The following is a 21,660-nucleotide window of genomic DNA, read 5'->3' on the forward strand; positions in this document are numbered from 1 at the left end:
TTGTTTCTGGCAGATTGGATAGGACCAAATTGCGGCTTATTCATATTTTATACTTAGAAGTTTGCGCTAGCTTATACGAAAGCACTTGAGTTTAAATCAAATTTCACGTTAAAAGACCGAATTTATATGGACATTGCCAGCAAATTGCTGGATTTCGAATAGAAATAGATCAATATACTTTTTTGTAAATATCTATTCACCCGCAGAACCAATGGCGTGTCGCCTTTTTCTGCGCAGAAGCAGACGGACAACCATAACAATGACCGCTGTCAGCAAAAGAAGCGCTCCCGCAGCCATGAACAAAACCTTCCCTGGCTGCTTTAGCAGCTCTACCGGACTGAGACTATTCATCTCAACTTTACGGCCCTGGAGCTTGTGGTAACGGTCCGGCACAGTCCCATCATCAAAGGATTTCAAGTAAGAAGCCAGTGCATACCATGCTTTCAATTCATGGTCGCCATGATAAATAATATGATCTTCGAAATTTTTAATTGGTTGTCCCTCTTCATCCTTAGGCTCAATGGACAAGAGACCGAAAGACTTCTCTTTGACTGATCCAAGCATCTGGCAGGAATATAAATCAGCAACAACCCGATAAAGTTCATCATTCTCTAGCTCTTTATAGGTTCCGTTTCCCAAATCCCTGCGAACATCCGTAGCTCGATTGAGAAAGAGCCGATTGGGGTTATAATTGTATGCCAGCCCGCTCATATATAGCCGCGCCACCTGCATAATATTAGACACCGAAACATCTACCTCAGCAGCCGCTTTCAGCTCCTTCCCTGTCAGATAGGCGCTCACCAGAGGATATCCGGTTATTTTATCCTTTCCGTACCCCAAAGAGAGTACATTGAAGGCATCAGCTGCTGTAATCGGCCCTTCACCAAAAGAGGCCCGCACTACACCGGCCGGAACCACCGCTACATCCACGGGCCGGGCCTGAACTCCTTCAGCTTGAGATACCGCATAAAGATAAGAATCGGCAATCAAATTTCCCAGCGTGTCTTCCCCCTGATCCATTGCAAATTGTTCAATATCTGTAAAGGCTTGATCGGTTTTTGCCAAAACATCCTTCATGTGAAATCCAAACTGAGAAAAATACTCTTGATCCACAAGTTTCTCAAATCCGGCAAGTCGGGTTACAATCGATTGGTCCTCTCTAACACGGCCATCAAGGGGAAGCAGTTCATAATTTTTTAGATGGGCAGTACCGTCGCTGCCTTTTTCCAATACTAAGTGGCCCAAATTATACGTATAGCTTCCGCAGGAAGCCAATATCGTATCGCCGACCACAATCGGCTCCGCCAGCTCTGTATGACTATGACCGCTGATAATCACATCGATATCCGGTACTTCCCTTGCGAGAATTTCGTCCTCCGATTTATCCGGATTCTCATTGGTTCCGCTGTGGGAGAGACACACGATGGCATCCGCCTTTTCACCCTGCTTTATCTCGTTTACGATTGTCTTTGCCGTCTCAACCGGCTCTTTAAAATAGAGACCGCTTTCAGGTGCGAATTCGTCCGCTTCCTTCCCTAAAAGCCCGAAGACCGCAATCCTAATGCCGTCTTTCTCAATCAGCGAATAGGGTTTGACGTCATATGCATCGCATGCAGATTTCAACTGGGATGCCGCCGCCTTTTTGTCTTCATCCGCAAGCGATCTTTCCCAATCTATGTTGGCAGACAGGATCAGAGGCAGCCGTTCTCCCGACTTGACTGCTGCCTGCAGCATATTCGCCAGTCCACCCGCCCGATAATCAAATTCGTGGTTGCCAAAGGTCGTTGCATCATATTGCAGCGCGCCCATCATCCGCAGCTCTGACGCCTGGGTAGAATAAATGGTCTGATACGGCGTGCCCATGGCAAAATCACCCCCATCCAGCATAAAACTGTTTGGATATTCTTTTCGAATTTTTTCAGCCAGAGTTTGGAGTTTTGCAAAGCCGCCTCTCATCTCAGCGACTCCGTTTTTTACAATTTTTTCAGCATCCATATGAGAATGCATATCGTGGGAGAAAATAATCGAAATTTCTTTCTTCCCGCCCTGCACATCGTCTCTTTCTGATTCCGCCGCCCACACAAAAGAAGTCCCTGCGGTCAGCAGCAAGAATAAGAGTGCTATCCCAACGATTCTATTTTTCATTTGTATCCTCTCGTTCGCCACACAGGGGCATGGCTCTGTCTCCCATTTCTCGTATTAAGCAGCCAAATTCCTCCTGTGACAATGGTTTTGAAAAAATATATCCCTGGATCACATCACAGCCTGCTGCTCTTAGAAAGTCAACCGTTTCTGTATTTTCCACCCCTTCGGCAATGGTTTTAATCTTAAGTTCCCTCGCCATATTGATGATATTGGATACGACAATCCTCTCTCTCTTGATATCTACACTCTTGCGAAAAAACAGCATATCCAGCTTTAAAACACTCACTGGTAAATTTTTAAGTACATTGAGCGAAGAATAACCTGATCCGAAATCATCCAGCGAACAAGTAAACCCTTTACTCTGTAGTATACGGACGATATGGTTAAACATATCGTCATCACCAAGTGCAAGGCTCTCTGTGAATTCCAGTTGTAAAACATTGTCCGGTATTTGATATTGTTCCTTGACCTTTGTGTAATATTCAATGAAGTCCGGCTCCAAAAGACCCAGCCTTGAAACATTAACCGCAATGCTGATCGGCTGGTTTCCTTCTGCCAAGTAGCTGTGCAGCCAGCGGCATGCTTCACAAAATATAGATCGGTCCAGCTCCGCGATCAATCCGGTTTTCTCAAAGATGGGAATAAATTCATCAGGTGGTATCATTCCTTTCTCAGGATGCTTCCAACGTGCCAGCGCTTCGGCACCAACAATACGATTCCCTTTTTGGATGTTCACTTTTGGTTGAAAATGCGCTATGAACTGACCGGCATTGATACCGATCTTGCCATCGGACTCGATCTCCGTCTCCTTTAGGGCCTGTAATCGAATTTGGTCGGTAAAAAAGGCGCACTGGTTGCCTGGCAGCTGTTTTACCGAGTTTTGAGCCATATTTGCCCGATTTACCATATCATTGATCGATCGCTTTTCATCCCCAGTCCGCGGGCAGTAAAAGCCCATAGACAGGTGGATAAAATCTTTTTCCAAAACATCTGACCCGTCAACGTGTCTCAATCCCGCTAGTTCATCAAACCATTGTTCCAGCTCGGTTCTATTGTCATAAGTTCGTATACCGGTAAAATTATCTGCCGATACACGGCAAAACAGAAATTCCCGGTTCTCGTATTTTTTGAATTGCTGTGCCAGTGCCTGCAAGACGCTGTCACCAGCTTTATAGCCAAAAATATCGTTAAAATACTTGAAGTTTTTCAAATCACAATACCAGACAGCATATTGTTCTGTTCTTTGCACAAAGTCCCCTGCATCCAAAAGGAACTTGGAAAAATTGCTGCAGCCAGTCAGCTGATCCACATAAGCCAAGTTTCTCAACGATTTTTCATTGCGGTGCATGATTTTCTGCTGTTGATAGAGCAGCAGCAAGAAAATACAAAGAGCTGTAAAAATAATCGCAGACACACCTATGGCGGTCTGACTGTATCTCTGTTTAATCACCGCCTTTGGAACGGCACCTGTAATTGACCAGCCATTGATTCCAATCGGTTCAGCGATGGAAATCTGCTCTTGGCCGTTCTCTTTATACGTTAAGCTAGTCTCCTCTCCCTTTTTCAACGCATTCATCAGTTTTTGTTTCTGTTCTTTTGTTAGGAATTTCATATCATCTAAAGAGCGGGCATCCATCTTCTCTGCGGAAGATCCTCTGGCACGTATTACGAATTGGCCATTCTGATTCATAATATTGGAGCAACCTGCCCCCTTGAAAATAGGACTATTGATAATATTTGCAAGGGTATCGGCAGGATTGACCGCACACAAAATTTTGAAAACCTGTTTGTTTTTATCCTTAATTGGAACTGCATAATAATTAATGTATTCCCCTTCTGAAAAAGGGTCTTCAGTCGTGGCTGAAATACTGCTTTCGCCGGCAAGCGCCTTTTGAAAAAATAGTTCTTCGCCCAGATTAATCGGCTCATTGAGTTTACCGCCGATATCAAATAACTGCACAACTCCGTCAGTGTCCGCAACACCCATACGAATAAAGGAGTTGCCGTTGTTGATTTCTTGCATAATGTTGGACATCTCATTCGAGTTGTTGACGGCTACACCTCGAATGCAAACGGATATTCCCTCTAAAGTCTGAATATCACCCTGTACTTGCTTGACGATCGTCATTTTTTTCTGATCTGCGTCAGCCTTTATATATTCCACATTTTCTTTGTTGTTTTGCTGCATCATGTAAAAGAGAAAGATTAAGCTAGTAGCTAAAAAACACAGACACAACACAAAAGCCAGGAGTATATATTTACGATAGAAAGACTGATTTCGGTCTCTATCCATCTATTTCTCTCTTTCTTTGTTCAAATGCTATAGACTTATTTCTTTATGATCGATGTTCAAATGCTCAATCCTGCTCGAACCGCCTAGAAATCTGCAGGATAGTTCGGCCAAGTCCCGAGCTGCTGCCGCTAAGTCCCCGCTTCTTGCCGGATCCACGGATTCAATGATAAGAAAGGCATCCGTTGTATCCTCCGTCAGCATAGTGCGCTGTCCGTCCCGCCAGTTCCAGCAGCGGCAGACAGCTCCCTCATCGTCCTTATATACAACCTCCCCCGCAAGCGCATCATCATATTGTTCGTCGCCCAAGGCCAGAAATGACTCTCCTCCTTCCGCAATTGTCAGACGCAGATCGCCTGCGAACGTATTGATATCCTCTCCGCCGCAAGGTAGTCCATAATTTAAAGAAACAGAATTATAAAGATCGACCAGCGGATTAATACACCCAACCTCTTTTCCTTTTTGTATCCGCTTTAAGAGAGCCTCAATGGAGCATCTGGCGCTTTTTTTGGTTTTGAATTTTTTAAAAGCCTCTCTCCAGACAGCGATCACTTCGTTCTCACTGATGGGTTCTTTGAGGATAAATTGATTGGCGTTTTTATTGGCGTTTTCCAGCAACTGCAAGATGTCCGATCTTACCGGCTCTGCCGAGTCTTCCGTATTATCAATCCCCTTAACGAGGATGACTGCAATTTCAGCTTGCGGGAACAGCTCCCAAAAGCCTTCTTCTATTATAAACTTCGACATATGTCACCTCTCTTTCGTCCTTTGTTTATCAAATACATTGCCATTCTACCATATCGGCTGACCTCACAGCAAGTCAAAGCGCCGGATTTGATATCACCGGCGTTTTTTCAAAATAATTCTATAAAATTGACAAGCTTTTAAGCAAACTAATCATTTTTACCCCTTGACATCCAGCAAATTAAGCACTATAATGAGCTCATAAGAATTAGTAGCAACAGAAAAGAGGGATATCATGAGTAATGCTACGAAGAAAAATGTTTTCGCTAGAGGCATACGTGCATTTAAGGAAGAAGTTATGGCTTGTGCGGAAATGATTGACGAGTGCATTCACAAAGGCACTCTGTAGATCATTGATTCAAACAAATATATCCTTATATTTGTTCCGGTAAGAGTTCTTACCGGTTTTTTATTGGATTTTATTTAAGGGCTGCCCCATGAAAACAGTGATACTCGGCTGGACGGGGCTTAAATAAAGCTCGCACCTTTTTTACATAATCGGCAAAAAAGGTGCGAACATGAAACATGTGCTGTTATACGATCTTTTATTGAACGAATCCGTAATAAAGACGAATGCCTCGATAAATTCCGCGGGCAAAGCTTTCCGGATCGTTAGTCAATAGATACAAATCTCCCAAATTGGTGATATAACCCATTTCCACTAAAACTGACGGCATAGATGTGGCCCGCAGCACATAGAGACTTGGTCTGATAAAGACACCTCGATTGGCCAGTCCGGTCATGTCGTGGAGGCCTTCCAAAATCCGCTGTCCCATAGTGTAAGCCTGGGTTCCTTCACTGTATACATATGCCTCACTGCCGCTGGCAGACGTATTGCTGCTGGAGTTACAGTGCAAACTGATGAAAAAATCCGCGCCCCAAGTATTTGCCTCGTAAACTCTGGCCTGCAGACTGGTGGCATTACTGGTTCCCAGCTGCTCTTGCGGAGAATTTCTTGAGAGGCGGACTTCGAAATTGGGATCATTTCCCAGAAGAGCTGCCAGACGAACGCCGATATCATACGTGATATCCTGCTCTCTTACTCCATTGGCCTCAGCTCCGGCATTGGGATTCTGCGGGTTGTGCCCCTGATCGACAAATATTTTAATTGCCATAGCATATTCCTCCTTTTTATTCTATTTAGTGTATGCGAATAAAAAGAAATTTGCGCCATAACAAAATATGGCTATAAGTTCTCCAACTTTTCCAGCAGCCGGTCCACAGGCCTCTCCAGCTCCGAATCGCCGGTACATTTCGTCGGCGTACGATTGAGAATATCATTGAGAATTGGCTGGCGCGCGCTGGCCCCATCAACGGCGATATCGTTCCACAATACCAGTTCCACTGCTTTGTTCAAATAAGCCACCTGGCTGCGCCCATGGGTTTTGGTAACCTCCATTGCTCCGGCCATATCCAGGTAGGCTTCAATCTCCCCTTCGGTCAGTCCCGCTTCGAGAAAGCTATCACAGATTTCCCGCTCCGCCAGCAGTTCCAGCCGATCCCGATCCTGCGGACCGATCCCGCAAAGCACAAAGGAAAACCGGGTTCCGCAGTTGACCCCGATCAGCGAAGGCCGTCCCTGCAGCATGATCACATGCAATTCCCAGCAGAACAGATCGTCGGCCTTCTTGCCGTAAGGCGGCTTTTTCATCTTAAAAAATCGCTCCATGGGGATGGTAATTCCCAGCTGCATAAACGTTCTCCTCTCTTAAAACTGCTGATTTCAGACGCGTGCTTATGCGTTTGCCAGGAATGCCTTATATGTCTGGTAGGCTTCGTACACATCTGCTTTGGAGACCACTTCCCAAGGTGCATGCATATTCATCACTGCAACGCCGGCGTCAATAACATCCATATTGTAGTTGCCCATGATATAGGCGATAGTGCCGCCGCCGCCCTGGTCCACTTTTCCCAATTCGGCAGTCTGATAGTTGATGTTTGCTTCATCGAGAATTCCTCTCAGCTGGGCGATATATTCGGGATTGGCATCGTTGCAGCCGCTCTTGCCCTTGGCCCCGGTGTATTTATTGAAAACGACCCCCTGCCCCAGATAAGCGGCGTTTTTCTTTTCACTCACATTTACATACAGCGGATCCACTCCCGCGCTCACATCGCTGGAAAGCATCTTGGTATTGCTGAATGCCCTGCGAATTTTCACCTGGGACTGGTCGCCCATGCAAGCCAGCAGTTCGGCTATGGTATTTTCCATAAAGACCGACTGGGCTCCTGTCGCGCCCATGCTTCCGATCTCTTCCTTATCCACCAGGAAGCAGCAGTTGGTATATTGGCAGGATTCCACTTCCAGGATTGCCGCCAGTGAGGTATATGCACACACCCGGTCGTCGTGGCCATAACCCATGACCATGCTGCGATCCAGACCGCAGTCTCTGGCTTTTCCGCTTGGTACTACCTCAATTTCGGCGCTGAGGAAGTCCTCCTCTTCGATATCGTAGTTTTCCTTCAGAATGCGGAGAATATTTGCCTTTACTTTATTCTCTTCTTCTCCTTTTAGCGGAATGTTGCCGATGGTCACATCCAGATTCTCTCCCTCGATCACTTTGTCCGCCGTACTTTTTAGCTGTTCCTGAGAAAGGTGAATCAATAAATCACTGACACCGAAAACCGGATCCGTTTCATCTTCACCGATGACCAGTTCAATCTTTGTGCCGTCTTTTTTTACCACGACTCCGTGGAGCGAAAGGGGAATGGTAACCCACTGGTATTTTTTAATACCCCCGTAATAGTGGGTATCCAAAAGCGCAAAGCCTTCGCTTTCATATAGAGGATTCTGCTTTAGGTCCAGACGCGGAGAATCCACGTGAGCTCCCAGGATGCGAAGGCCCTCTTCAATGGGCTTTTCCCCGATCACAAAGAGCGCGATGTTTTTGCCTCTGTTCAATGCGTAGACCTTATCGCCCGGCTTCAGCTGCCGCTGCTGGCCGATGACATCCTTTAAATCGGCAAATCCTCTCTTCTCCGCCAGGGCGGTTGCTTCCTTTATGCAGGCCCGCTCCGTTTTTCCTTTGGTCAGAAAATCCTTATAGCCTTCATTAAATTCCATAACCGCTTTTAACTGCTGGTCCGTATATTTTTCCCATGCGTTTTCCTTGTACATTCTATTCGTCTCTCCTTATCAATCTAAAATAAAAAATTCCCTCGTTCTTAGTATGCAGATATCCTCAGTATATCATTTCTTCTCAAAAAATAAACATGAAAAGAGCAGATTCCCCGGCCTTTTTCTCCCCCATGCCGCGATCCGCTCTTTATTCGTTTATTTTTTACGTTTCTTTACACACTCTGCCAGAAGATATTCAATCTGGCCGTTGATGGAGCGAAAATCCTCTTCCGCCCATCTTGCAATTTCATCCCACAGGGACGGTGCGATCCTCAGCAGAATTTGCTTTTTCTTTTTCTCGGACTCTTTGAGTTTTTTCTCTCGCTCTTTGATTTCCTTTTCCAGCGCCGCCAGCTTTTCCAGCTTTTTTTGCAGCTGCTGTTCTTTTAAGTCCAGTTCTTCTTTCATTTGCCCAGGCCTCGATTAATAGATGGTTCCGCTGTTGACAATGGGCTGCGCCTCTTTATTTCCGCAGAGCACCACCAGCAGATTGCTGACCATGGAGGCTTTTCGTTCTTCATCAAGCAGAACGATATCTTCCTCTCCCAGCTGATCCAGCGCTGATTTTACCATGCCTACTGCCCCGGTAACGATCTTTTGTCTGGCTGCGATGATGGCCGATGCCTGTTGCCTCTGCAGCATAGCGGCGGCAATTTCTTCCGCATAGGACAGATGCGTAATTCTCACTTCAATAATCTCCAGGCCCGCATCGCTTACCCGCAGCTGCAGTTTTTCTTTCATCGTATCGGCAATCTCCTGGCTGCTGCCCCGCAGAGTCTTTTCATCTGTGTCCGTATCCTCCATATTGTCATAAGGATACAATCTGGCAATGTTTCGAATCGTAGAGTCGCACTGGGTGGACAGATACTGGAAATAATCATCCACATTGAAAACAGCCTTGGTTGGATTCTGCACCTTCCATACGACAATGGCCCCGATGATGATCGGATTACCCATAGCATCGTTTACTTTCTGGGTGCCGTTGTTAAAGGTGAGTACCTTTGTGGAAACCTTCTTGTTCATGGAAGCCTTCTTTGATTTGGAACCCTTTTTGTTGCTGTCATTGAATTCTTCCAGCAGGCCTTCCGGCGCTCCTTGTTTTTCCGCCACCGGATTGCGGCCCGTAGCAAAGGGATTTACAAAGAAGAATCCATGGCTTTTAATCGTCCCATAGTATTCACCGAACAAAGTAAGGACCAGCGCCTCATTGGGATTGATGACTTTCAGTCCGGCAAAGAGTATGCACACCAGACAGAATACGATCACTGCAGCAACAATTGGTACCACCAGCTCCTGGGCAATTCCAAAGATCATAACTGCGATGGAGGCCAGCAGGACCAGAATCAAAATAACCAGCATTGCCATGCCGTTAAACGGCTTTAATATTTTTTCTTCAATTTCATTATTCATATTCACCGCATTCTTTTTCATTTTTTTCTCCATTTCTTCATTAACAGTTCAATATTTATTTGATATCAAAATAATATCACATTATTATGGATTGTCAATAGAATTTTTAAGATTGCCGCGCAAAAAAAGATCTGCGCAAAGGATAGCTGATACCTTTACGCAGATCACTGCCGCTGAATGCGGATCAAATTGGGTTATTGTTTTTTTATGGGGAAGCAGACTTCGGTCACCAGTTCCTCCGGATTTTGCGTTTCTGCCGGGCTAACATGGTAGATACAGAACGAAGTCCCATCGAAGGCATAGCCGTTGTCCTTCACCCAGTTGGCTACAGCCGCGTTGACTTCCGTCAGCTTGGTGTAGCTGCCTTTGTAGGTTGCAGAAGCAATCCGGCACTCAGGGGCGGTTTTGAACTTGACATGATCGGTATCGGCGTAACGTCCCTTTACCGTTATTTGGATTTCCACATCCACGTCCTGTTCTTTGTAGCCTTCATCATAAAAGAGAGCCAGGCTGCAGCTGGGTTCTGCCGTCTGCACATTCATGCCTTTTGTTTCTTCGTACATTTGCTGCCAGAGGATGCTCTCCTGATCGTAAGCCGGTATCACCTTTCGTAAGCTGGCAACATATCGCTTTGGCATTGTCTTTAAAGTTACATTATATTTCATCGTTTCGCCGTCCTTTCCTAATCGCACGATGGCATTATCAAGGATCCGCAGGCGCTGATTCATGGCATCCAGGTTTTCCTGCAGTTCCACCCGCTTTAATACCAGATATTCTCTAAGGGCCTGAACATCATCGTATTTTTTCAGCAATTCCAGCACCATCGTCAGGCTGAATCCCATTGATTTTAAGGCACCAATGCGGCCAGCCAGCGGCAGCTGCTCTTCGCCGTAGTAACGGTAACCGGTAGCCGGATCAATCCATTTTGGTTTTAACAGTCCCATTTCGTCGTAATGGCGCAGCATGCGGATACTGATTCTTGATAGTTTTGAAAAATCTCCTATTTTTAACATTTCCTTTACCTCGCATATGCGTTTTTGTGAGCTCATTTATAGGATACGGTCTTTCATAGTGTTAGAGTCAAGCATATGATTAACCTTTTGTCAGTTTTTTTTGCAAAGCCGCTTTGCCGCGATGATAAGTTACTTTTGCTGAGCCCTCCGTTATTCCAAGAGTTCTTGAAATCTCTTTAAAAGAAAGCTCAAAATAAATCCTCAGGATAATAACGTCTTTCTGCTGCTTCTTCAGTCCCTCCACGGCGCTCCGCAGCTCTTCCTTCATAAGCCTGGCTTCACAAAGTTGTTCTGTATTGGCAGCGCGATCATAAACCAGCTCTTCTCCCAATCGGGAAAAATCAACCGATACCTCTTTGTGTTTTTTCAAGTACTTAAAGTAGCTGTTCTTGGCGATCTGGCAGAGCCAGGTAAAAAATTTGCACTTGCCGTTATATCGGTGAATGGAAATAAATGCTTGATAAAAGGTTTCCTGCGTCAATTCTTCCGCAAGAAGAGGATCGCTGCCAGTCAGTCTCAATAAAAATCCGTAGAGCGCCGAATAATACGTTGTGTAAATCTGGTCAAACCCTTTCATCTTTGCTCCTTTAGTTCTGCAAGCGGCTTTTTTTCAACCAGCTCATCGTTTTCCCAAGGGCCGGCTTGGCTGCCCTTCTTCCATTTGTCCGGCACAATACGATACAACTCTGCCTCCGAAGTTTCATCGTTGAGAAATAGGTAGGTACCATCTGCCACCTGCTTGCCAAAATAGGCGGCAGCTTTCATTCTACTCCGCTCAACAGCGCTCTGACCTTCATCGCTCTGCCCTTCAATCGAAGCATTCAGACGGATTGCAACTGGTTTTGGGAAATGTTCATAGATCGCAGCGCTTCCAGCGTCCCCCAACTTGTATTCTTTTACCTGCTCCACTTGCAGATTCTTGCCGTCCCAAACCGCCGATACGATCATCGGCTGCTGTTCACCCCCATTATATGCGGACTGGGGGTCCCCATCAACATTTTCGTATACTTGGCCCTTATATTCCAAAAAAGAATAAACTGCACCTTTCATGTAAATCGTATACTGATCTTTGTCTTTTTCCACATCCAAGATAGATGCATCAAAGGTCTGAAAGCATTGAAAATAATCGGAATACGCGGGTTTCTGCCCATTGCGCTTTGTGAGCTGGTCTGTTAGCTGCTGATATTGCTGTCCTGTCAGAACCTCCGGATTTTCTTCAACGTTTTCCCAAAGCCAGAGCCGCTGGCTGTAATTCTTTCCATATTTAGATTCGTATGCTACCTGTTTGAATCCCAAAGAATAGTAGATCATGGTGCTGGTCTGTCCATTATCCACTCCGTCGCGGCTGATCACAATCGGCGGCGATACACTTCTGCCCGCCGCTTTATAATTTACAATACACACAGTCAGAAACGCTGTAACAAAGACTAAGATGGATGCGGCTATCATCCGGCGTCTTCGTATTTTTTTCGCCAGCAGAAGAAACTTTTGATCTTCTGCCTCTCCGGGATCCATTCTTTGAAGCCCTAACTCTTTTTTTTCAACCATAACAATACACACTCCTTGTTTTTATTTGAAACGTTTCATTGATTAATACGCCACAAGCGCAAAAAGTTACAACATTTTTTCATCAGTCAGCCTGCCTCCTATGCTGCCATCTGGCGGCGGGGCAATAACCGTTATGCCCCTGCCTTCTAAAAAACGTGTTATGACATGCATGATAAAAAAGCGGCGTCAGCTTGTTCCCAGCCCGGTTTCATTATATAATGCCTTTAACAATCTGAATTTACAGGAGGAGAAGTTATGAGGCTGGGAAAGGACACAGCAGCGCGGATCATCCGTGAGATCAGTATGATTCTGGATTACGACATCAATATTATGGATGAAAAGGGGGCGATTCTGGCCAGCACCAATCCTGACCGGATAGGCATGTTTCATGAAGGCGCTTTCCGTATCATCCGCCAGGGCCTGGATGAGCTGGCCGTTTATGAAGACGGACAGTATCAGGGCTGCCGCAAAGGAATCAATCTTCCTATTTTTCTAAACGAAACAATCATCGGCGTAATTGGTATCACCGGCAAGGTATCAGAAGTGATGAAATACGGCAAGGTTTTAAAAAAAATGACCGAGATCCTGTTGATGGACCTTTTTTCTTACCACAAAAAAAATCAGCAGGAGCAGGCCCGCCTTTTCTTTGTCAACGAATGGATCAATCTGCAGCCGCTTGAGTTTGCCCCTGGCTTCAAGGAATCGATGGCCGAATACGGTCTTCCCGCCGAAGCACCTTATGCGGTGTGTCTGGTCCGTCCGGCAGCTATACTTGCAGATGCGGAAGATTTGAAGGAAAAAAACGTCCTTCATGCACAGAACAGCGATGTGGGTATACTAATCTGCGCGGTTTCTTCTGCGGATCAAGTCTTATCTTTTGTAAAAAAAGCCGCGCGCTATTCCGGCATCGATCCATTTTTGTGCGCAGTGGGAGGAACCCAGGAGGATTATACCGGTGTTCGCCGTTCCTATCGCCAGGCAAAAAAACTGATGAATTTGAAACATAACCAGCAAGGATGCTTCTTTTACGAAGATTGTATTTCCGAGCTTATCTTAAACGATGTGGATCCGGAATACAAAGAGCTGCTTTGCCGCCAAACCCTTTCCTCGCTGTCAGCCCAGGAAAAAGAAGAGTTCTCTGATTTTATGGACGTCTATATTCGCTGCAACGGCTCCGTCAATGCCATTGCCAAAGAACTCTTTGTGCACAAAAATACCGTCCAATACAAAATCAATAAAATCCTCCGCAAGACCGGCCGCGATCCGCGGATCCTGAAAGATGCCTTTGTTCTGGCGATGACTGCTCAGTGGCTGAAAAAAGGCTAGTGCTGCGTCTGAAACCCTTTGCTCATCTCCCGCACCCTTATTTTCCGTCGTGCTTCTTTATTTGCGCTGCAAGCGCATGGTACAGCTCCTGGTTATCAATAGGTTTTGCAAGATACCCATTCATTCCTCTCTCCATCGCTTCCTTTGCATCCTCGCTGAACGCATTTGCTGTCAGGGCAATGATCGGAATCTCCGCCCCATTGCCGTATCCGCTTTTGCGGATTTTTTCTGCGGCTTCTAATCCGTTCATCTTGGGCATTTGAACATCCATCAGAATCAGGTCAAAGTTTCCCGGTTCTTGTTCCAGAAACATTGCTGCCGCCTGTTCGCCGTCCCATGCATGGGAAGTATGTACGCCTGCGTTTTGCAGAAGATATTCGATAATTTCGGCATTAAGTTCATTGTCCTCGGCAAATAGAATATGCGCGCCCTTTAACAAGCCCATTTCAGCCTGATTGGACACATTTGCACTGTTTTCTTTTGTATCCTCTTCCCCAGCCTGTTTTAAAGGAAGATCAATGGTAAACACCGTGCCTTCGTTTATTTTGCTCGTCACTGAAATCGTGCCTTCCATCAATTCGACAAGCCGGAAGCTGATGGCAAGGCCCAAACCAGTTCCCTGATAAATCAGGGATGAAGAATTCTGCTGTTCAAAAGGCTCAAACATCTTGCTCATAAATTCTTCCGGCATACCGATTCCTGTATCTGCAACTGTAAAGCGTATGAGAGGCTCCCCATCGCCTTGGTTCAGGCTTTCTGCATCCAGGCGCACCTTGCCTTTTTGGGGAGTGAATTTCATTGCATTGGACAGCAGATTAATCAGAATCTGCCGGGTACGAAGCTCATCAGCCATTACCAGATCCGCCCCTTGGTCCAGATTGTCTTGACAAATGAGAAAGTCAAGCTGCTTTTCTTTGGCTTGATCTGCAAAGAGTTCCTGCAGGTCATCCAGCATTTCGGAAAGATGAAATGCCCGGTTAAGAAGAACGGTCTTGCCGCTTTCAATTCTTGACATGTCCAGAATATCGTTGATCAAATCTAAAAGAAATTTGGAAGCCTTATCGATTTTGGCCAGACACTGTCCGCTCTTTTCCACATCCGGCAGGCTTTCAATACCAATTTTGGTCATGCCGATAATCCCATTGAGCGGCGTACGAATTTCGTGGGACATTCTGGCCAAAAAGCTGCCTTTTTCCTTGCTGGCGGCTTCTGCCTGCAGCAGCTCTTCCCGCATTTTTTTCTGTCGGATTCCATAAATTGCTGTCACAGCAACAAGAACAATCAAAATGAAGTATAGGCTCATCAGCCAGAATCTGGCATGTCTTGCCTGCTTTTCCGAATATATTTCCGCAGCGGAAACCAGCTTGTCCGCCAGATTGAAATAGTCCTCGCTTTGGAGAAAGAGAGATTCCAGCCCGCCGCCTTCCCGGACGTGCAGAATTTCCTTCTTCAATTCTTCCCATGAACGCTGTACTTGCTCCAGCAGTAAGCTGAACTGTTCATCCGACATTTTTTCCAGTTGATTTTCACCGTCTCCGTTCTGAAGATCATACAGAATCCCGTCCAACCTCTCAATCAAATCGTCATTCTCTTTCCCGTACATTTCTTCTTTCACTAGTTTCTGAGTAGCGCCCCGCACAATGCCCGAATAATTGACAATTCTGGCGTTTCCCTGCAAATTTTTAATGATGTAAAAGGAAAAAATCCCTACCCCGACAAAGGTGACAAGAACCATTGCAATCATCCATTTCTGCTGTATTTTCATTTTTCTCATTTTGTTCACCGAATCCTATATGCTCATTATACGTACCTTACTGCGTATTGTCCACAAAAAAAGCGTTTACTATCGATTCCACCTCTGTCTGGGACCGTCTCAAATTGCAGCGGAGTTTCATATACTAATCCGTAAAGGAGATGATCCATTGTCCAATAACGAGAATATCAACCGGGAACTTTTTGAAAGAATGCCAATTCGAAGGGCCTTTCTGACGCTGGCAGTTCCCACTGTTTTAAGCCAAGTCATCGTAATCGTCTATAGTCTGGCGGATTCTTTTTTTGTAGGTAGATTGGGAGATCCGCAGCAGGTCGCTGCTCTGACCATTTCATTCCCCATCTTTAATATGCTTACGGCGCTGGCCAATATATTCGGCATCGGAGCGGCCAGTGTCATTTCGCGCAGTCTGGGCGCAGGAAACTCTGAACGGGCGAGGAAAGCATCTGCCTGCGCCTTCTGGAGCGCCGCTATCTCCGCAGGCTTGATGATCCTGGTACTGATTTTATTTATGAAAGAAGTTCTTACCCTCCTGGGAGCAACGGCGGATACATACGCATTTACCCGCAGTTATCTGATCTGGGTGGTCTTATTCGGCGGACTTCCTACGGAGCTTTCCCTATTGCTGGGGCATTTGCTGCGCGCTGAAGGCAGAACCAAAGCTGCCAGCATTGGCATGACCCTGGGCGGTCTTTTGAATATCGCGCTGGATCCCTTGTTTATCTTTTACTTTCATTGGGGAGTGGGCGGAGCAGGAATCGCCACTATGGCGGCCAACACTGCTTCCATGGTGTTTTTTTTGGGCGTATTTTTCCGCATTCGCCGCCATACGGTTCTTTCGCTGAGTCCAAAGGACTTTACCGTCCGTCAGGGAATTCTTGCAGGCATCGTCTCGGTGGGCCTGCCTACCGGGCTCAACACCTGCCTTGTCAACCTGGACAATGCCTTGATGTCCGGACTGACCGCAGCTTATTCCGATCAGGTGGTAGCAGCCTACGGGATCACCCAGAAGATCACCACCGCAACCATCCACATCAGTCAGGGAATGGCACAGGGGATTTTGCCTTTGATCGGTTATAATTATTCCCAGGGCAGGCTGACCCGCGTCCGGCAGACCAATCGGTTTGCGCTGCGGACCCTGCTGATTTTCACCATTTTCTTTTTTGCTGCCATTGAAGCTTCGGCAGCTTCTCTGTCTCGTATCTTCATCGACGAGCCGGCGACTGCGGCGCTGACTGGTGTCTTTATGCGGTGCTGGATGTTCTGCGCCTTCGGCATGTGTCTCTTTCAGATGTATAATGCCATTTTTCAAGGAGTCGGCCTTTGGAAGCAAGCCCTTCTGCTCACAATCTGCAGGCTGGGGATTTTGTTTCCGGCAGCGTCTTTAGGACTTAACAGGTTCCTCGGCTTGCAGGGTTTGATGTTTTCCCAGCCCCTGTCCGACACTTTGACGCTGTTTCTTTGTATGGCCGTTTATCATAAGGTCAAGATCAATCAGCTCTGCGGCGGTCAAGCGCCAAGCGATCCATAAGTTTTCTTCAGGCCATGATGGTGATGCTGCTGCCGCCGAATTGATCCTTTTTAACGATGATCTGACGGTCGATCTTTTCTTTCAGCTCGGCCACATGGGAGATGATTCCCACCAGCCGGTTTCCCTCCGTGAGATCGGACAGCGCCCTGATGGCCTGCTGCAAGGATTCTTCATCCAGGGATCCGAAGCCCTCATCCACAAACATGGTATCCAGCTTGACTCCGCCGGCGGAAGACTGAATCTCATCAGAGAGTCCTAGCGCTAAGGAGAGGGAGGCTTTGAAGGATTCTCCTCCCGAAAGGGTCTTGACGCTTCGCTCACTGCCGTTGTAATGGTCGATCACATCCAATTCCAGCCCGCTCTGACTGAGGCGGTTCTCTGCTTCCAGCCGGCGTTTCAGCTCGTACTGCCCGCCGGACATAATCATAAAGCGGGTGTTTGCCCGATCGATGATCCGGTCGAAATAGGTCATCTGCACATAGGTTTCCAGCATGATCTTTTCTTTGCCGCTGATGGTTCCGCCTGCCGTATCCGATAGGGCTTTCATCCAGGACCACTCTTCTTCGGCCGCTTCCATTTCCCTGGCTCTGTTCTCAATCTGCAGCAGGCAGTCCCGATTTCGATCCAGTCTTGAGCGAATGGTCTGCAAGGTTTGAGAAAGGTCGGTCTTTTCCGCTTCCCAGGCTTTCTTTTTTTCAATTTCAACATCAGGATCTGCGGCTTGCATTCCTTGCAGCTGTTCTTTAAGGGTACGGGCCGTTGCCTCAAGGTCTGCAATTCGTTCCCTGCTTTTCTGGAGCTGCGTTTCCGCTTGACGCAGAGCCTTATCGAGGGAGGATTGGGTTTTCTCCAGTTCCTTCAGATATTTTTTTGCTTCCTCTTTGCTGGAAAACTCCAGTTTTTGAGCCAGGCCGCTTTCCTGCTCCCGAAGGTTTTTTTCCTGGCTTTCGGACCTTGCCAGTTCCTGCTCGTCTTGGTTCAAAAGGTCTTTCTCTTGCTCCACCTTTTTCTGTCCCTGAGGTATGTTCTGTTCCAAGTCCGCCTTTTGCTCCGCCTGCTTTTCAAGACAGGCTTGTTTTTCTTTCAGCTCTTTTTGCTGTGCTTTCAGCTCTGCCCTCTTTCGATCGATCCAATGGGAAAGGGATTCCAGGGGGCCGTCTTTTATGAAAACCTCTGCCTGCCGTTTTAGATCGGACCTTTGGGCCTCCGCCCTGCCTTTAATTTCGCCGGCAGCAGCGCTGGCTTGCGCCATATCGTCCTGGGCCTGTTCCTTTTTGGAACGGGCAAGCTCTACTTCTTCCTCGCTGGGCGCGCCCTGGGTGATGCTGGCGGGCTGAGGATGGTCCGTCGAGCCGCAGACCGGGCAAGGCTGACCCGGATCCAGACTCTGTGCCAAAACACCGGCCTGTTCATCGAGAAATGCCTGGTATTTCTCGGCGTATTCCTGTTGTGCCTGCTGGGCGCAGGCAGCAGCTTTCTGGTACTCTGCGCTGGCTTCCTCCCATTTGGTCTGGGTGATCTGGTATTGCTTTCTTATCTCTTCCAGTCCTTTTAGCTGCTGGCCCATCCGGCGATTTTCTTCTATGGCCTGCTGCGTCTTTGTCTGCTCAACGTCAATCTCTTTTAGGAATTCCAGGTCTTTTCGCTGCTGTTCAAGCTCTGCGGAAAGAGATTCAATGAATGCGGCCCTCTCTTCTTTTTCCGTCCGCTTCTTTTCAGCCCTTTTCCGGCATAATGACAGCTGCTGCCGCACATTTTCCAGTTCATCGTACGCGGGCAGGTGTGCTTTCATATTGGCGATCTGCTCAGAGAGCTGTTCCCGCTGGCCTGCTTTTGCCGATTCCTGGTCCAGCGCCGCCTTCTTTTGCTCTTGATTCATACGTTCTTTTCCAAGCTCCGTTTGGGTGCCTTCCAAATCAGCGGCGGCTTTCTGCTGTGTCCTGATCCGGTCAAGATTCAGGTGCACAGCCCGAAGCTGACGTTCGGTCTTTTCCAATTCTTCCGTTTTTCTTTGATACTGCTGCTGGTCATCATCGATGATCCTTTGAATCACCGGTACCAATTCTTGCGAAGAAAGTTTTCCTTCCTTGGCCAGCTGCAGCTGTTCCCACTCCGGTGATCCCTCCCTGCATTGTATTTCGTCCACATACAGTTCCAGGCCGGCCTTCATGGCTTTGTATTGTTTTTCCCTTGTCAGTGTCTCTGATTTGAGTTTGTTCTGCAGAATCTCATAATTCTGGGTGCGGAAGATTTGCCGGAAAATTTTTTTCCGGTCGTCTGTGGATGCCAGCAGCAATTTAAGAAAATCCCCCTGGGCGATCATCGCGATCTGGGTGAACTGGGCGCAATCAATTCCCAGGATCTCTTTAACGGCCTCGTTGACTTCTCTGATCTTTGTTACGATTCTCCCGTTTGGATAATGGAGCTGGGCCTCCGCTTTTTGGAGGACAGTTCCATGACCTTTTTTCGCCGGGCGCATATATTCCGGATTGCGGCGCACCGTGTAAAGGCTTTCATGGTAGCAAAACACTAGCTCCACAAAGGTGGGCGCGGCCGGATCGGCGTATTTGCTGCGAAACATGCCGGTTTCCCGCACCATGCCGCTGGCCTCGCCAAAGAGAGCGTAGGTAATGGCATCAAAAATGGTCGTCTTTCCGGCGCCTGTATCTCCCGTGATCAGATAGAGGCCGCACGCCCCCAGCTTGTCCATCTCGATCACCGTCTCTGCCGCATATGGGCCAAAAGCGCTCATTGTCAGTTTGATCGGTCTCATTTCTCATCCTCCCAAATGGCTTTCACCAGCTTTTCCACCAGGCTTTCCTGACTGGGGGACAGTTCCTGCCCGTTCTGCATCTGAAAAAAATCCGCGAACAGCCGGGCCGGCGGTTTTGTCTCCGCTGCCGCTGCTGTTTCAAGGCCTTGGGCGCGCACGCGGCTGTTATCATAGTCCAATTTCATCAGATTGGGATAGATGGACCGCAGCTTTCCAATGGCATCGAAGATATCCTCTTCGTCGGTCAGGGTTATATGCACATAGTCGCTTTGGTCCGCAAATTGGTACTGCTCTCTTGCGGTAACTTCCATATAGCTTCCCCGAATTTCCCGCATCTGTCTTCTGGGAATCAGCGGAACCGTTCGCAGCAGGAGATTGCCCTTTTCTTTCAGTTCTATGACGGTAACCGATTTCTGATGCTTGACTTCTGAAAAGGAATATTTCAGCGGTGTTCCGCAGTATCTGGCTCTTGTTTGACGTTTGCTCTTCCCTTCTTGCGGGGGGATGGGAATATTCTGCGGGCTGTGGAGATGTCCCAGGGCGACATAATCGAAAGGCCGGAATACACCTGCTTCAATATGATCGGTGCCCCCTGCCGAAAGCGCTTCCGAATCGCAGCTCTGGGCGCCTGTAACGAATTGGTGGGTCACTAAAATATTACGTTCCTGCGGGTCGATATCCATTTGCTGGATCGCCGCGCTCACCGCATCGGTGTAAGAGTTGATTTCTTTATCCGGAAAAACGGCCCTGGCGTGAGCTGGTTTGAGAAAGGGCAGGAGAAACACATGGACGCTGCCAAACGCGTCCTCAAAGGTTATGGGCTTGACTGCGCCGTCATAAACCGGCGAAAGGTATACGCCGCTTGCAGTCATGAGCTGGGCGCCGAAAGACAGACGTTCGGGAGAATCGTGATTGCCGCTGATGATCAGCACGCTGCGTTTCTCCTCGGAAAGCCGCACCAAAAAGTCGTCAAAGAGCTGGACGGCTTCTGCCGAGGGGACTGTCTTGTCGTAAACATCCCCTGCGATGAGTACTCCATCGGCGTCTTCCTCTTTAATGATTTCTAATATTCGCTTTAAGATATATTGCTGATCTTCGATCATGGAAAATCCGTTGACCCGTTTGCCAAGATGAAGATCGGATAAATGGATCAGTTTCATAAATCCCCCTTTTTATCGCCGGCTTTTCGGCCGGTCTTCATCTTGCTATTATATCATTTCCTGATCCCAGATCAAATGTTCAGCTTGTGTTCAAGGATATTTTTACTCAAGTACAAAGCTGCTGAAGTCAAAGCAAGGCATATCACTAATCCCAAAATCAACCCGCGGGTAATCTCATAGCTGCCGCCTATACGCACAAACATTTTGTAAGCCAGCCGTCCCAGCAATGCGATCAAGGCTGCAGACCCTGCAAAAATCCCTGCTGTAGCAATCGGACCCTTTTGGGAACCCAGCGCCATATGGCGTAAGGCATAGACAAAAAACAGCAGGCTCAGTACCATACCCGGCACAGCAAAGATGAGCGCTGTCAGCAAAAGCCCGCTGACGCCCGCCTGCCAAATCGGCATGCCGTCCAGCATCCAGGATTTGATCAGTCTAGGTATATATTGGCTTTCCCAGGGATACAGAAACATCAGAAATGTGCAAAGCTGCACCGCTGCTGTTTGAACCCACACAGCCAGTATCTTTGAGGCAATCAAATTTTTTGTGCGAACAGGCAGTGCCATGTAAAGGTTAGAGTCATGGCCGAATACAGTTCGATGAAAGAGCAGATGGGCTTCGTACAAGATCAGAAACAAAATGGCCGCGGCTGCGACGGCTGTAACTGCTGCTGCAGCGCTTTTTTCCCAATCGCTGATATCGGAATAATAGGTCGTTTGATAGATCATTTTCGCGCCTGCTGCCAGCAAAAGGATGGCCGGAATCATCATAATCATCTGCCGTTTTATAAGCCGCAGATTCATGTCAAACATTTTCTGCATTATGTTCGCCTCC

General features: G+C 47.4%; 17 protein-coding genes. 2 read left to right on the forward strand and 15 right to left on the reverse strand.

Annotated elements, in window-relative coordinates:
- Nucleotides 1-192 precede the first annotated feature (192 nt).
- From LG211_RS14115 to LG211_RS14165, 11 genes are all read right to left on the reverse strand, one after another.
- Nucleotides 193-2,145 carry a bifunctional metallophosphatase/5'-nucleotidase gene (locus LG211_RS14115; RefSeq protein ID WP_269477833.1) on the reverse strand — a complete coding sequence of 651 codons (1,953 nt, stop codon included), beginning with the start codon at nt 2,143-2,145 and terminating at the stop codon, nt 193-195.
- Nucleotides 2,135-4,438, reverse strand: a complete 2,304-nt coding sequence (locus tag LG211_RS14120) for a bifunctional diguanylate cyclase/phosphodiesterase (protein WP_269477834.1) — start codon at nt 4,436-4,438, stop codon at nt 2,135-2,137. The genes LG211_RS14115 and LG211_RS14120 overlap by 11 nt, the downstream gene beginning before the upstream one ends.
- A 27-nt stretch (nt 4,439-4,465) precedes the next feature.
- The gene (locus LG211_RS14125; protein WP_148397624.1) at nt 4,466-5,182 is read right to left on the reverse strand and encodes a B3/B4 domain-containing protein; all 717 of its coding nucleotides are present in this window, start codon (nt 5,180-5,182) and stop codon (nt 4,466-4,468) included.
- Between the two features lie 542 nt (nt 5,183-5,724).
- On the reverse strand, nt 5,725-6,294 hold the full coding sequence (locus LG211_RS14130; protein WP_148397625.1) for an N-acetylmuramoyl-L-alanine amidase family protein: 570 nt from the start codon (nt 6,292-6,294) through the stop codon (nt 5,725-5,727).
- Nucleotides 6,295-6,365: 71 nt separating this feature from the next.
- A complete protein-coding gene (locus tag LG211_RS14135; RefSeq protein WP_148397626.1) occupies nt 6,366-6,872 on the reverse strand; it encodes a DUF6933 domain-containing protein in 507 nt (168 codons plus the stop codon).
- 42 nt (nt 6,873-6,914) lie between these two features.
- Nucleotides 6,915-8,294, reverse strand: a complete 1,380-nt coding sequence (locus tag LG211_RS14140) for an aminopeptidase (RefSeq protein WP_148397627.1) — start codon at nt 8,292-8,294, stop codon at nt 6,915-6,917.
- Nucleotides 8,295-8,450: 156 nt separating this feature from the next.
- Nucleotides 8,451-8,702, reverse strand: a complete 252-nt coding sequence (locus LG211_RS14145; protein WP_336246071.1) for a type II toxin-antitoxin system antitoxin — start codon at nt 8,700-8,702, stop codon at nt 8,451-8,453.
- Between the two features lie 15 nt (nt 8,703-8,717).
- Complete coding sequence (locus tag LG211_RS14150; RefSeq protein ID WP_227755444.1) at nt 8,718-9,725, reverse strand: SPFH domain-containing protein; 1,008 nt, start codon at nt 9,723-9,725, stop codon at nt 8,718-8,720.
- Between the two features lie 173 nt (nt 9,726-9,898).
- Nucleotides 9,899-10,717, reverse strand: coding sequence for a MerR family transcriptional regulator (locus tag LG211_RS14155; protein ID WP_148397628.1), 819 nt, complete (start codon nt 10,715-10,717; stop codon nt 9,899-9,901).
- Nucleotides 10,718-10,796: 79 nt separating this feature from the next.
- Nucleotides 10,797-11,294, reverse strand: coding sequence for an RNA polymerase sigma factor (locus LG211_RS14160; protein WP_148397629.1), 498 nt, complete (start codon nt 11,292-11,294; stop codon nt 10,797-10,799).
- A complete protein-coding gene (locus tag LG211_RS14165; protein WP_148397630.1) occupies nt 11,291-12,265 on the reverse strand; it encodes a hypothetical protein in 975 nt (324 codons plus the stop codon). The genes LG211_RS14160 and LG211_RS14165 overlap by 4 nt, the downstream gene beginning before the upstream one ends.
- A gap of 255 nt (nt 12,266-12,520) precedes the next feature.
- Between LG211_RS14165 and LG211_RS14170 the strand changes: the two genes are divergently transcribed.
- Complete coding sequence (locus LG211_RS14170) at nt 12,521-13,591, forward strand: CdaR family transcriptional regulator (RefSeq protein WP_148397631.1); 1,071 nt, start codon at nt 12,521-12,523, stop codon at nt 13,589-13,591.
- Nucleotides 13,592-13,628: 37 nt separating this feature from the next.
- Here the strand turns inward: LG211_RS14170 and LG211_RS14175 are convergent, their stop codons facing one another.
- Nucleotides 13,629-15,365: an ATP-binding protein gene (locus tag LG211_RS14175; RefSeq protein ID WP_269477835.1), complete on the reverse strand. Its 1,737-nt coding sequence runs from the start codon at nt 15,363-15,365 to the stop codon at nt 13,629-13,631.
- Nucleotides 15,366-15,513: 148 nt separating this feature from the next.
- Between LG211_RS14175 and LG211_RS14180 the strand changes: the two genes are divergently transcribed.
- Nucleotides 15,514-16,893, forward strand: coding sequence for an MATE family efflux transporter (locus LG211_RS14180; protein ID WP_253020946.1), 1,380 nt, complete (start codon nt 15,514-15,516; stop codon nt 16,891-16,893).
- Between the two features lie 7 nt (nt 16,894-16,900).
- Here LG211_RS14180 and LG211_RS14185 read toward each other — a convergent pair whose 3' ends face one another.
- From LG211_RS14185 to LG211_RS14195, 3 genes are all read right to left on the reverse strand, one after another.
- A complete protein-coding gene (locus LG211_RS14185; RefSeq protein WP_269477836.1) occupies nt 16,901-19,666 on the reverse strand; it encodes an SMC family ATPase in 2,766 nt (921 codons plus the stop codon).
- On the reverse strand, nt 19,663-20,826 hold the full coding sequence (locus LG211_RS14190; RefSeq protein ID WP_269477837.1) for an exonuclease SbcCD subunit D: 1,164 nt from the start codon (nt 20,824-20,826) through the stop codon (nt 19,663-19,665). Before LG211_RS14190 ends, LG211_RS14185 begins: the two co-directional genes overlap by 4 nt.
- A gap of 71 nt (nt 20,827-20,897) precedes the next feature.
- Nucleotides 20,898-21,647, reverse strand: coding sequence for a hypothetical protein (locus LG211_RS14195; protein WP_148397636.1), 750 nt, complete (start codon nt 21,645-21,647; stop codon nt 20,898-20,900).
- Nucleotides 21,648-21,660 lie beyond the last annotated feature (13 nt).

The organism is Hominibacterium faecale (genome assembly GCF_020734085.1).
Taxonomy (GTDB): domain Bacteria; phylum Bacillota; class Clostridia; order Peptostreptococcales; family Anaerovoracaceae; genus Hominibacterium; species Hominibacterium faecale.